The sequence below is a fragment of the Spiroplasma endosymbiont of Halictus nicosiae genome, from assembly GCF_978018445.1.
On the sequence record NZ_OZ389573.1, the window covers coordinates 236,016 to 249,189 of the forward strand.

At 23.7% G+C, this 13,174-nt stretch carries 19 protein-coding genes; 8 read left to right on the forward strand and 11 right to left on the reverse strand.

All coding sequences use genetic code 4. The annotated features are described in order from the left end of the window. Positions 1-3: 3 nt before the first annotated feature. Complete coding sequence (locus tag ACZ91P_RS01685; protein ID WP_465157722.1) at positions 4-3,237, forward strand: hypothetical protein; 3,234 nt, start codon at positions 4-6, stop codon at positions 3,235-3,237. Between the two features lie 30 nt (positions 3,238-3,267). Here the strand turns inward: ACZ91P_RS01685 and ACZ91P_RS01690 are convergent, their stop codons facing one another. Beyond that, complete coding sequence (locus ACZ91P_RS01690) at positions 3,268-3,822, reverse strand: lipoprotein (RefSeq protein WP_465157724.1); 555 nt, start codon at positions 3,820-3,822, stop codon at positions 3,268-3,270. Between the two features lie 7 nt (positions 3,823-3,829). Beyond that, entirely contained in the window at positions 3,830-4,747 is a 918-nt protein-coding gene (locus ACZ91P_RS01695; RefSeq protein WP_465157725.1) for a hypothetical protein, read from the reverse strand. A 171-nt stretch (positions 4,748-4,918) separates the two neighbouring features. On the opposite strand from ACZ91P_RS01695, the gene ACZ91P_RS01700 reads away from it, so the two are divergent. The 7 genes from ACZ91P_RS01700 to ACZ91P_RS01730 all read left to right on the forward strand — a co-directional run bounded on the left by ACZ91P_RS01700 (position 4,919) and on the right by ACZ91P_RS01730 (position 9,866). Further along, positions 4,919-5,101, forward strand: a complete 183-nt coding sequence (locus ACZ91P_RS01700; RefSeq protein WP_465157727.1) for a hypothetical protein — start codon at positions 4,919-4,921, stop codon at positions 5,099-5,101. Positions 5,102-5,251: 150 nt separating this feature from the next. Next, a complete protein-coding gene (locus ACZ91P_RS01705; protein ID WP_465157728.1) occupies positions 5,252-5,452 on the forward strand; it encodes a hypothetical protein in 201 nt (66 codons plus the stop codon). Between the two features lie 17 nt (positions 5,453-5,469). After that, positions 5,470-6,573, forward strand: coding sequence for a hypothetical protein (locus ACZ91P_RS01710; protein ID WP_465157729.1), 1,104 nt, complete (start codon positions 5,470-5,472; stop codon positions 6,571-6,573). A gap of 6 nt (positions 6,574-6,579) precedes the next feature. Then, positions 6,580-7,518, forward strand: coding sequence for a hypothetical protein (locus ACZ91P_RS01715; RefSeq protein ID WP_465157730.1), 939 nt, complete (start codon positions 6,580-6,582; stop codon positions 7,516-7,518). Further along, positions 7,508-8,455, forward strand: a complete 948-nt coding sequence (locus tag ACZ91P_RS01720; protein ID WP_465157731.1) for a glutathione S-transferase family protein — start codon at positions 7,508-7,510, stop codon at positions 8,453-8,455. The genes ACZ91P_RS01715 and ACZ91P_RS01720 overlap by 11 nt, the downstream gene beginning before the upstream one ends. Positions 8,456-8,777: 322 nt before the next feature. Continuing rightward, entirely contained in the window at positions 8,778-9,410 is a 633-nt protein-coding gene (locus tag ACZ91P_RS01725) for a hypothetical protein (protein ID WP_465157732.1), read from the forward strand. Positions 9,411-9,527: 117 nt separating this feature from the next. Continuing rightward, positions 9,528-9,866: a hypothetical protein gene (locus tag ACZ91P_RS01730; protein ID WP_465157733.1), complete on the forward strand. Its 339-nt coding sequence runs from the start codon at positions 9,528-9,530 to the stop codon at positions 9,864-9,866. Between the two features lie 80 nt (positions 9,867-9,946). Here the strand turns inward: ACZ91P_RS01730 and ACZ91P_RS01735 are convergent, their stop codons facing one another. From ACZ91P_RS01735 to ACZ91P_RS01775, 9 genes are all read right to left on the reverse strand, one after another. After that, the gene (locus ACZ91P_RS01735; RefSeq protein WP_465157734.1) at positions 9,947-10,423 is read right to left on the reverse strand and encodes a hypothetical protein; all 477 of its coding nucleotides are present in this window, start codon (positions 10,421-10,423) and stop codon (positions 9,947-9,949) included. Next, positions 10,423-11,091 carry an ERF family protein gene (locus ACZ91P_RS01740; RefSeq protein WP_465157735.1) on the reverse strand — a complete coding sequence of 223 codons (669 nt, stop codon included), beginning with the start codon at positions 11,089-11,091 and terminating at the stop codon, positions 10,423-10,425. The genes ACZ91P_RS01735 and ACZ91P_RS01740 overlap by 1 nt, the downstream gene beginning before the upstream one ends. Beyond that, positions 11,075-11,728 (reverse strand): hypothetical protein, encoded by a 654-nt coding sequence (locus ACZ91P_RS01745; RefSeq protein WP_465157736.1) that lies wholly within the window; start codon positions 11,726-11,728, stop codon positions 11,075-11,077. The genes ACZ91P_RS01740 and ACZ91P_RS01745 overlap by 17 nt, the downstream gene beginning before the upstream one ends. Then, positions 11,719-12,135, reverse strand: a complete 417-nt coding sequence (locus ACZ91P_RS01750; RefSeq protein ID WP_465157737.1) for a single-stranded DNA-binding protein — start codon at positions 12,133-12,135, stop codon at positions 11,719-11,721. Before ACZ91P_RS01750 ends, ACZ91P_RS01745 begins: the two co-directional genes overlap by 10 nt. Positions 12,136-12,137: 2 nt before the next feature. After that, a complete protein-coding gene (locus tag ACZ91P_RS01755) occupies positions 12,138-12,275 on the reverse strand; it encodes a hypothetical protein (protein ID WP_465157738.1) in 138 nt (45 codons plus the stop codon). 177 nt (positions 12,276-12,452) lie between these two features. Next, positions 12,453-12,707: a hypothetical protein gene (locus ACZ91P_RS01760; RefSeq protein ID WP_465155631.1), complete on the reverse strand. Its 255-nt coding sequence runs from the start codon at positions 12,705-12,707 to the stop codon at positions 12,453-12,455. A gap of 13 nt (positions 12,708-12,720) precedes the next feature. Next, positions 12,721-12,879 (reverse strand): hypothetical protein, encoded by a 159-nt coding sequence (locus ACZ91P_RS01765; RefSeq protein WP_465155746.1) that lies wholly within the window; start codon positions 12,877-12,879, stop codon positions 12,721-12,723. A gap of 9 nt (positions 12,880-12,888) precedes the next feature. Further along, positions 12,889-13,029, reverse strand: coding sequence for a hypothetical protein (locus ACZ91P_RS01770; protein WP_338988871.1), 141 nt, complete (start codon positions 13,027-13,029; stop codon positions 12,889-12,891). A gap of 9 nt (positions 13,030-13,038) precedes the next feature. Beyond that, on the reverse strand, positions 13,039-13,173 hold the full coding sequence (locus tag ACZ91P_RS01775) for a hypothetical protein (RefSeq protein ID WP_465157739.1): 135 nt from the start codon (positions 13,171-13,173) through the stop codon (positions 13,039-13,041). Position 13,174 lies beyond the last annotated feature (1 nt).

The following is a 13,174-nucleotide window of genomic DNA, read 5'->3' on the forward strand; positions in this document are numbered from 1 at the left end:
CAAATGCAAAAAATTAGTCCAGCAGCTATGCAATGATTAAGAACAGGAGCAGGTGCTACTGCAATAGATATAAGAGAAAGTATAAAAGAACATAAACATTGAATGGTATTTCCTTTTAATGTTTATAGTTCATATATTCCTGATACTGAAACAGGTTGAAAACCTAATAATGCTAAACCAAGTGATTATGGTAGTTATTCACGAATATTTGATAATATGGAAAGTACGATTGCTCAATGACAAGGTAGTTTGAAAATAGTCCCAAAATATAAAGGTGAAGAAATTAATATTTTAACAATTGATGATTTTAAAAATCAACCAATTAACTCAACTATATGAGCCAATAATGAAACACCTTTTGCTATAAAATTAAAAGATGAAAATAATAATGTTTATTGAAAATTAATTGATGGTGAAAATATTTATGATATTAATAGAATGTTAGAATACTTAAATCAATATAAATTAAGTTATTTTATGAATAATGATAATAAAGCCTATAACTTTTATACAAAAGAGGTAAAAGTTGGTAAATATTGAGATGCTTATATGGTTGATGATGTAAGTTCTATTAAATTTGGTGATGCTAAATTTGAACAAGTATTTACTCAACAATCAACAGAACGACAATATACTTTATTAATTTTAGATGAAGATATTACTAAATTAAATATTAATGATTATTATAATTTTTATACTGTATTTAATGACCGTGGTTTAAATATTGGTGGTGGTGATATTAATTCTGCACCCCAAGATAGACAATGATTATATCCATCAAATGTTATTAATTATTATTCCGTAGAAGATGGTGATTTCTTATGACAAGAAATTACATTTTCAAGTATTAATGACAAAATTAGTAATAGTGGTTTATCAGTACGACAATTTATTCAAACAAGTGCCCCAGGTGAAGGTTATTGTTTTCCTAAAATAACTTATGATGAAAAACTAAATAAAGGTATTGTTGAATTAGATGAGATTTTATTAAAAGACCCAGGGGTTATAGCAATGGCAGTTAAATTTTATGGTAATCCGATATTTTTTGATATGCCAGTTATTGGCCGACCAATTATTAAAGGTGAATTTAATAAAAAAGTAATGAATTCAAGAGACTTATTAATGTATAATATGTTTCCTGCACCACCTGATAAAATAAATACTTATGCTTCACCCGAAGTAAGTTGATATAACATTCAAGGTATTCAACCAACTATTATTACTGGATATAAAGATTGAAAAGAATATATTCAATCAATGTCTGATTTTTGAATTGAAAAAAATAATGAGGGTATGATAATAACAGATAAAGCAAGTTCAACAGCAACTAATCCAACTGTTGGAACAACTATTAAGGAAGAAAATTCAAATTCTAAGCCTTATTGGTCTAAAAATTGAATGATTACTCCACCAGATAAAGTAAAAGTAAATAGTGGAACTATTAATAACATTATTAGTACCCAAGCATCATCATATTTTAGAAGAAAAGATGAATTTGGTAATACTGTTGGTCAAGTTCAAATTGAATATAATAAAATGGGTGCATGTAATGTTTGAGATATTTTAAATATAAATAATTTTATTAATCGCCAAATTACAGTATTACCTTTAAACTACACTCAAAAATTAGTATTTAATCCTTTTACGATACCTGCTATTGGAAAGTTTTTAAACTTTGTTTCGTTTGGTATTCCTTGGGACTGAATTGGTAATTTAACAATTACCCAAGATGATAAATGACCTAATTTCCCATGACTTAATGGTTTTATGAGTGCTAATGTTTATAGTTTTTATAATGATGCCTTTTGAGGTGATAAGGCTGCTGGTAAAGGTTATTTACCATTTGAAATATTTAGAGAACAAGGAAATGATAAAATTGGTGCTATGATTGGTGCTAATGCTACTAGTTTTAGTTTTACTACTTTATTAACTGATAAAATACAAGGCAATGTTTTTGAAAAAGATGGTAAACCAACAGAACGAATAACTTATTCAACTTACAATTTAAAACAATTAAACCCTAAAACTAATCGCATATATTTAATTAATGAATTAGTAAGATCAGTAGATGCTCAAACACCAGTTAGTGATAGTGAAAAAGATAATGATTGCGAATTCTTACAAACACCTGATGGGACAAATTGTAGTTATATAATTGATATGTTTTCTATTCAAGCATTATATAAAGGTAATTTTGAAATTATCTTTTATGCAGATAACCCATATACAAATAATGAAGAAGATTATTTACGCTTATCAGTATGAAGTTTTCGTGGAAAAACAAAAAGCGTATTAAATAATTATTTACGCGATATGACAACTAACTATAAAACTAGTTTCTTACTACCACATGACTATGAAATACCAACATTTAATTACCCACAATATGTATTACCACCAGTTTTATATAATTACAAAGAATATACAAAAAATATATGAGATGCTAATACAGCAAAACCATTATTAACTAAATTTACTATACCAACACAGTGTTCTAATACTCTTTCAATAATTAGAGGAAATAATTTTTATAATTTATTTAATAATAATTATTTTAATGGATATTATGAAATAGAAATTGATTTAAAACAAATTGACCCAACAATTGAAAGTATTGATAAATTTATTAATTCTTATAAAATAATAGAAATAAATAATCTTACTAATTTACAAGTTAAATGTGGACAATCTGCTATAGAAAATTTTATTCCTAATAGAAATGTTAATATTTTAGGTGGTGTTGATAGTTGTAAAAATAATTTTAAAACATTAACCGATGTAAGTTTACGTTCCACAGGTCTCTCACAAAGTGATAATGTTAATTTTGAGAATACAATAACTTTATATACTGATAATATAAAAGTAAATGATATTCAAACATTCGCTATCGGTTATACTAATGGTTTAATAAAGAATTTGTATGAAAGTACCTATGAACTTTATGGTGCAACTTTATTATTTTTATTACAAATAACATCACTGTCTAATAAAGTTAATGATAAAATCAAAGAAACTTATTTACAAGCATATTATACAAATGATATGAAATTAAAAATTAGATTTTCAAAAGTATTATATTTAGAATTATCGCCATTTTATCTTAATTATAGTACTATGAATTTTTATAAATATTTTGGTAATAATCAAAATATTACAATAAATGTTAATAATCCCAATGTACTAGGTATTAAAAATAAAAGTGATAATCCAGTTAAAATTACAATAAAACCAAGATAAAAATAAAAGAGATTTATAATAATCTCTTTTTTATTCACCGTTAACTATTACATTGTCATTTTCGTCTAAAATTAAATCAGGTTCATTAGTATCTAAATTTCAACGATAAACTGATTTAAAAACTTTTTTACTAGCAGGTTGACTAAATTTTCAAGTAAATGATGAGTTTCATTGAACTGTTATATCTTTTGGAAATTCTATTTCTTTATTTCCAATAAATCCTTTTTCTTCTTTCAATATAAATAATTTTTCTACACCATTTTCATTAACAATTATTCTTTTTCCATTTTCTTTTGATGTTTTTGTATCATTTTTAAATTTTGTAATTCTTCAATTTTCACTTGAATTACTGTGTCATACTACATAATAATATTTATTATCTACATTATTAAATGATTTTTCTTGTGGCGCTATTCACTCTAAATTGTTTTTAATATTTTTATTCGTTGTATTTATTTGGTTTTCTTTTTTTAAATATTTTAATTCTTCTGGTGTGTATTCTGCTATGTTATTACAAGCAACTAAACTTGTTGTACTTGTTCCAATTAAAGTGATTGTTCCCAAAAGACTTAATATTTTTTTCATATTTTAATTATATTATACTATAGCCTATAGCTGCCATTAATTCTGGTTTTGTTATTTCTCAAATTGATGAAAAAATACTAATAGCTTTTTCACAAAATAATTGAAAAACATCTTCATGTATTAATACGCTACCGTTTTTTATTTGATTAAATAAAATATTAAAAATTTGTTCCCCCGTCATTGAAATTTCTGTAGTTTGATCTAGAATAAATTCACCTTTACTGTCTCTTCATGGATCTCTAACATAATAAGTATCTTCAAGTATATTTTCTTTATTTGGTTTGATTCCAACAATTAATGCAGCATGAGAAGCGTTATTAAATATTTGGCCATAATATTCTAAATCAAAAAAACCACCAAAAATAACAGGGACTTGTCTAGAAAGAGATTCCCATATTAAATGTCTTATCCACATTCTTTTTTCTATATCATTTAATCTATTTCAAAATAATCGAGTTAAATCAATTTCCTTTAAATTATATCCCAAACTTTCCTTAATTATCGGGTTTATTTTTAACATTTCAATTACATTTGAAAACGAAACACCATTATTTACATTTATTTCTGAAAAAAAACTTGTAATTTCTTCTTGTTCCATTTCTTTAAGATCTTTATTATTAAGAATATTATTATCAAATATATTTTTTAAAATTGCAATAACACATCATAAATTAGCTATTTGAAATTGCATTGGTTTTTTCATGCTAGTTTTTCTTAAATCAATTAACACATCTTCTAATATTGGATATGTTATTTCTTGTCTTTTAACTCTATTTAAATTTTTTAAATTATTTGTTTGTAAATAACTAATTTCATTATTTTCTAATTTAGTTTCTTCTTTTTGATAAGGACTAGTGGCAATTGTTCTTGGTACAGCAGTTCCACTAATTGTTAATACACTTAATAAACTAAGTAATTTTTTCATACTTGTTTTTCTCCTTTTTTTAGTCTTGAAACATTACTCAAGATCTACCTGCATTATATATATATATATATATATATACAAGCAAAATTAGCGCTTATTTTAATAAATAAAATAATAGTGTAAAATAATATTAATGGTTTATCCTTTTAACAAAAAAGTAATTTACGGTTTATGCTTTCCGCCTTAAAAAGACTTATGCTGACTTGTTATTCGAACAAGAATAAAAAAAGAGAGGTTTATAAAATGGCACTTACAAAAGAACAATTAATTGAACAAGGTTTAAGTGAAGAAATTGCAGATAATATTTTAAATGAATTTCATAATGAAACAAAACAAATTATTGAAGGTATATAAAAACGAAAAGATACTATTTCAAAAGAAGATTATTTAAAAGTTGCTAATGAATTAGATGAATTAAAAGCATTTAAAGATGTTCCATCTACTAAAATTGAAGATATTAAAACTAATTTAGAAAAAGTTAGTGGTAGTTCTTTATCTGAAAAAATGCAAACTTTAAAAGAATTAAAACCTGATTTGTTTGTACAAGAACAACCAGCAGTTTCACCAACTAATTTTATTAAAGATATAATTGAAAAATCAACTGAAAATAAGAATGATGAAATTGAAACTTTTAAAGAAAAAGGAGCATATACTCCTGATGAAATTAAAAAAATAACTGATTATACACTTAAAAACCTTAGATAATAAGGGAGTGAAATATTATGGCAACAATTAATTTGCCACAAGTACCTTTTATATTACAGGGTAATACAACAGGACAAAAAGTCTATGTTGATATGGTTAATGCTTTATTGCGTGGACCTTTATATAATGAATATGCAAGTATTATGCAGTATGCAACAGCAACCGCAGAACAAGTTGCTTGATTACCAAATGCAGGACAAGCACTATATAATTTAACTCATCGTGTGGTATGACAAGATGATTATTCATTACCAAATGGTGGGACAACTCAAACAATGGGATTAACAAGAATTCCAGTTCCTATTGATAAAAGATTTAATTTAAAATTAATGAATGAAGCATTTGATTTGGCATTAATAGAACAAAATATTAAAAATGGTGTTATTGCTGATGCTATTTCTAGTGTTGTACAGAATAAATTTGTTAATTTAGAATGTGAATTAATTCAGGCCATTTATGATTATTGTTTAGCAGATGGTCAATATGAAGTAATTCCATTTCGTAGTTATACAGCAGATAATGCTGATGATGCAAATAGAGCATTCTTTACATTAAATGAAACTTTGATTGAATTAACAAATCAAATTAGTAATTTATATTTTGGTTTACCAACAAATAAAATGTTTATGGTTTTAGGTCGTAGAGCCTATTTAGGATTAACACCTGCTTATTTAAAAGTAATTGGTTCACAAGCCCAATTAAAAGCAATGGTTAATGGTGAATTATATGAAAATACAGCAATGGGAATTCCAGTATCTAAAAGTTTTCATTTAGAAAAAACATATACAAAAGGACAAGTTAACCGTGATAAAGGTTATAATTTTACTAATGTAAATGGTTTATTATTAAATAAACAAGTATGAGCATATCCAATTAATATGGATACTATTCAACAAGTTTTAGATAATGATACTGCTAATCCTAAATGAATTGGTAAAGTGCAATATGCAACACCAACAATTTTATATCCAAAAACATGTAAAATTATTTTAGAAAAAAAACCAACACTTGAAGAAAGAATAGCATCTTATAAAAACTTAAATAAAACATTTAGAGGACCAATTGATTATGAAATTCCACAACCATTATCATCAGAATCTAAACCAAACCCACAAGGTTAATAGAAAATGAATTTACTAATATTACGAGTTTTAACTTTATTAGTATCTAATTTAGAAAATAAACCTTTAATAAGTAAATTTGTAAATTTAATTAATAGAGTTAATCAAATTCAAAATAAAGTATTAAAGCCAATTAATTATATTACTGATAAATATAATAAAATTACAAATAAAGTTGAAGATATTTATCGGTGATTAAATCCATTTACTTATGTAGATTTAATTAAAAAAGGTCATAAAAAGGAAATACAACAAATATTAAGTCAATTAGAAAAAGATAATAATATTAAAAATAGAGAACAATTTAAAAATGAAAATTATTTAAATACTAATTGACAACCTTTAAATAGTAGTTGACTTGATAGTGGTATGTTTAATATTACAAATAAATTAACTTTAACAGGTAATTTAACTATTTTAATATATACAAAAACAGCAAAACATCCGAAATTTTATGGTCCATATGTTTATCCTAGTGTTCCAGTTGAAATATGAAAATTATTAAGTAATGCTGTATCTAATGCAGGTACTTTATTTTGGTGTTATTGATTAAGAAAATGATTACCTAGTCATTTAAGAGATTATATTAAAAAACGATTACCACAAGCATTAAAAGAAAAATATCCCAAAAGAACTACTAAATTAACATTACCAACAGTTCAAAAATTACAACAAATTAAAAAGTTTATTAATAATTTAAAAATTGGACATTTTAATTTTAATTTTGCTGGTGAAATTAATAATAAAAAATGATATCGTGAACGCCGAAGTTATGTTAAAAATATTAAGAATTTATATAAAACACCAGTTAAAAATATGTTTTACAAAACTAATCAAACTATTAAAAAAATTAAGAAAGCAAAAGCAAGAGTTAATAGTTATAAGCCAAGTAATTTAAAAAATAAATATCGTAATCAATTAAGAGGTGTTTTATATGAAAAATAATTTAAATAATTTGTTATTTATAACAGTTGAAGATGTTAAAGAAAGTAAACTTTGACAACCTATTAATGATAGAAAACAATCTGCTTATAATGATAATTTAATTTATAATGCTATTTTAAAAACTAGTTTATGAATGGATAGATTATCAGGTGGAACAATTTCAGATAAAATCAATAAAAACAATTTATTTCCATGAGTAAAAAAAGATAATACTGGTTTAATTGAATATGATAAATGATTAAGTTATATTCAATCTGCTTGTTTATTAGCAGTTATAAATTGATATTTACCCAAAGGAGTTAATGATTTAACTGGTAGTGCTTCATTTTTACAAGGTGGTGTTGCTTATTCACAAACTAATGACCCTGAAGCAAATGAAAATATTACTCGTGATGTTAAAAATGCTTTAAAATTAGCGGGTGAAATAATTGATATTATATCTAGTAAAACAGTATCTAGACCTTATAATTATAATTTAGATAATTATGCTCATTCATGAGAAGAAGAATATAAACATATTAGTAAAAAAACTTTTTATCCAACATTATTATTTTGATTAAAAGAACGATTACAAACAGATAACTCTATAAATGTAAGTTATCCCACTATTAATGACTTTTCTAAAATTGATTATAACGAATATATTAAAATTATTGTTCCATTTGATAATGATACTATTTATGAAGAAAATGGTGTTTGAAAATCAAAACAAGGTGGTGAAATTCCATCAGATGTTATTAAAGATAGTGATTTAAATAAAGATTATATTGAAAAAGTTGATGGTAAATATATTGTAAAAACATCAAAAGATTTAAAAAATAATTATTATGATGCAAATTCCATTGTTAATTTTTTAACAAATAAACAAGATAAATTAATAAGTGGTACAAATATTAAAACTATTAATGGTAATTCATTAATGGTAATTCATTATTAGGTAGTGGTGATATACATATTAGTGGTGGCAATGATTGAGAAGTTGTTAATACTAGTGATTTTGTATCTTTTTCTGACAAAAAATATCAAATTAGAAATTATGATTCTACAAAATATATATATAAACTATGAATTGGTGTTAATCAAAATGACGGAGATATTATTAATATTATGTTTGAAACATATAAAAATCATTATGAATTTAATTTATTTGCTGCCTTTAATAGTATAAAACTTAAAAAAATGGCGAAATAAGTTCTGAAAATAAATTAATGGCATTACATGTTGAAAGAAAAAAAGTAAGTTAGAAAGGAGTTTAATTAATGAAACAAGATAAAACGACTTGATTAAAGGGTGCCTTACCTTGAAATTGATTTAAAAAAGACCCTATTCCAACTTATAATTGAACTCATAAAGATATTAGAGAATGAGAAAGAAAATATAAAATTCGTAGTTGAGTTGTTGGTTTTTATACAATATTATTTTTATTAATTAATTGTTGATTAGAATATGGGATGATTAATGGCATTAAAGATGAAATTAATTGATATAATTATGGACAATATTGAGGTAATGGAATTGCTATTTTGATAACACCTTTATTTACACACGGAATTCAAGGTATATTTGTTGCTAGTAGTAAACCAAAAGTTGATATGAAAATTGATATCCCACGATTAAAAATATCTAAAGTAGGATTAGTATTTACAATATTACCTTTAATTACTTTAATAATTTCTTTAATTATAATTTGAATTGATAAATCAAAATGAAAAAAAGACCATTTACGACATTGTTTGAACTGCCGTATTAATCCGCGTGTCATTCAACCGCGAATAGCAAAACAATGAAATGATTTAGATGGCATAACAGAAGAAAAATTAAAAAATATACAAAATGAAAATATTAAAAAACAAAAACAAGAAGAAAATAACAAAGAATTAAATTTAAAATAGACTATATATAGGGGTGGTTGATATTTTTGGGTGGTTATATAGTTTAATTTATAAATTATTTTGTTCTGAAAGGATAGATGGCCACTGTTTGAGTAGGGATAAGAAAGGAATTAAAAAATGTTAAATGATACATTAATGATTACTTTACTTGTGTTAGCGAGTGCGGGCGGAATGGGTAGTCTTGGTATTCTAGGATTATCTGCTAAAAAAATTAAAAAATATAAAGCAGAAATTAGAGAATTAAGAACTGCTGTTATTTCTTATGAAAAACATTTACGAGGATCTGAATATGCAACAGAATTAGCATTAAAAACAGGTCAAATTAAAAATGTTAAAAAGCAAGTTAAAGTAAACAACAAAAAACAAGAGCAAAAAGATGCTATTAAGATGTTCAATTCGTTGTGAATAAGTAAAGTCATTAAATTCATTTCAAACTTTTTCTTGGTTTTCATTTAAGTAAATATTAACATTCCGAATTTTGCAAGAATAATATTTTCCTGTTTTTTGATTATATGAATGTTTCATAATATTAACCCTTAATAATGAGCAATAATAATTGCATCGCGTAAATGATTACTTATTTTTTCATTATTATAAAATCAACCTTTGCCATATTCATAAGTTAAATTTTGATCTTTACTAAATTCTTGAATACAACTATCATTATACTTACTTAAATTTTCCATATTTTTAACAACTGATTTAGTATGTTTTGGTGATACTCAATTAAATTTAATTTGTAATTCATTTAATTTATTTTCTATTGCACCTAATAATCGTAATAAATCATCTCTATCCTTACTAGCATTAGCAGATGTATATAAACAATCTTCAATATTAAACATATATTCGTCTGGATTAAATAAACTAATAAATTTATATCTCCGAATTTCATTTGTATGATTAATTCAATCTTTATTTGTAAATTCTAATTTTTCAATTAATTTATTATCTTTTAAAAAAGCAATAGCCGTAGTACCAGTTCCTGATGGGTCAATACCAATTTTTATCATTATCTTAAAAATCTTTCTTTAAATTGATTATAAAAATCTTCGCTTTGTTTTCTAATCAGAACTGGTGATAATTTTTCAACATTTAATTCTTCTTTTAATCAATTTTTACCTTTTGAAATAATATCTTGTTCTATTTTTGTATTTGTAATAAAATTTTTAATATTATTAAAATGCTGTTCACTCATTCAATTTGGATTTGAATTGTTAATAATTTCTGTTTGTTCTTTTTCTTGCTTAGAATTAATTTTACTTATTTCACTATTATCTGGGTCTAATTCTTCGGTTGGTAAACCTAATAATTTACTTAAAACATATTTAACTCCATAAGTTAATGCTGACCCAATACTTTTAGCGGGGTCAGTATTTTTCCCTGTAAAAGGTCAATAAGTTTTAATTTCTTCTGTTTCTTTACATAAAGTTAATTCCATTTCAAAATATGGTATATCATTAATTACTTTTAAAGTATCTTTCACATAACTCCAAATATATGTAATATGATGCTTTTTAAATTCTTTTTTAACTAATTCTAATACTTGTGCTTCACCAAAATAGTTATAAATTGCTCTACCATTCATTTGCATTGTTTGGTTTTTTTCTAAATATAATGATAAATCGTGTTGTATTTCACCAATACTTGCTATTAATGTTTTTTTAGTTTCTTGTGGCATTTTCTCATTCCTCTCTTTCTTGTCATATTAAAATTGCTTCTTTAATTTGTTCTAAATTTTGTTTAGTAATATCAACTTTTTCTTTAATTACTATTTTTAATTTTGGATTTATAATTATCATTAATATTTTTTTATTATCTATACAAAAGTCTTTTTCTAATAAATAATAAAGTTTTAACTGCCAAATATAGCGTTCAATATCTGTTTTCTCATTAGAACTAGTAATTTTTCAATCACATATTATATATTCATTATCAGTTGTTATTCCAATAAAATCAGTTGTCCCACACATTAAAGGACTATAAAGTGTTTTTTCAGTTTCATAATATTTAAATTTAATATCTTTAAAAGTTTCTTGATATAGTTTTCTAAAATTTTTTAATAATTCACGATGTGATTTTATTTCACAATCAATAAATTCAATTAATTCATCATCAAAATTATTTTTTATTCAAACATCAATCATATTATGTAAACATATTCCACGATTTTGTGCTAATTTTAAAATATTCTCATCAATTTGTGAAAAATCTTTTGGCACTAAAATATTAACAATTTTACTTACACTAGGTATTAAAATACTATACTTATGTAATTCATCATTAAAAATATATAAAGGTTTTAAATCTAATCTCATAAAATTGTTTCATCATTACCAATATTTTGATTATCATTATTAAATAATTCTTTTGTCTCAGATGAATTAAATTCTATTTTTTCTTGTGGTTTATCAGATTTTTTTAAATCATTATTTGTATGTAAAAATTCATAATTAGATACTTGAACTATTCAATGTATTTTATTATCCTTATCTTTAAAAGATTGTAAAACACCAGTAATTGCTATTTGACTACCTTTTTGACAATATTTTTGTAAAGTAATTGCTTGTTTATTTCAACCTTGACAAGGTATAAAATCAGTTTCTTTTTGAGTAGAATATGGCCGAGTTATTGCTAATTGAAATATGACATATTCTTTTCCATTACTTGTTTTTTTAATTTCAATATCTTTTGTTATTCTACCAATTCCAATAAATTTATTCATTATTAAATTTCCTCCAATTCCATTTCATTAATTAAATTATCGATATAGTCATAAGCACTTTCTTCTGAATGACATTTTTCTAATGCCATATTAAATAAATCATCTTCGGTATAAACATTGTTATCTTCATCTTTTCACATATTATTCACATCCTTGTCATTTTTTTATCTTCTAAATCAATAATTGTTGTTAATCATCCTTTTTTATTGTCAATATTAGCAGTAATTTTTGCTTCTTCTAATGTATAAAATAACTGTGAAGTTACATTATTAAAATTACCTAATACAAATTCCATTTTTGATATTAATAAATATCTTTTATTCATAATTTATCACCTCATAATCTGCTTCTTCATCTGCTAAATAATCACTAATTAAACTTTTAACTTCATCAATTTCATATCATTTGCAATTTAAGTCAAAATTTGTTGGCAATGAAATATTACCCACATGTCGTTCCTCATCACCAAATTTAAGATATAAATTTAACTCTAAATTATCTGAATAATCACTATCAATTTGTGCATAAATAATATCTTTATTGGTAATTTTTAATGCTTTATTACATATCATTTTTTATTTCCTCCTAATTTTGTTTTCCTAATGCTCAATGTTCATCAGTCATATCTTCAAATGATACTGAATAACTTTTAAGCATTAATTCATTTAATTTATTTTCTTGATTACATTTAAAGCAATAACCTCAATATCTTTTTTTAAGACAAATTTTATTTAACTTTTTCATATAAACCTCCTAAATTATTCCTTTGATTTTTTGGTCAATTTGTAATATTTTTCAACCATCAGAAGCTAAATCTAAAATATCGTTAATTTTGTAATATTGCATATAAGAAGCAATAACATCTCATTTATCTTTAAATAAATTTAAGTACATTTTTGCTCATTATAAACATTGCAAATCATAATGCTTTTTATGATGTGAAATACGACAATTAATAGGTTGACAATTAACTCAATCAAAAGATGTTGTTATTTCATTTCAAGTTTTATTAATATACAAACTTTTATATTTTGTCATT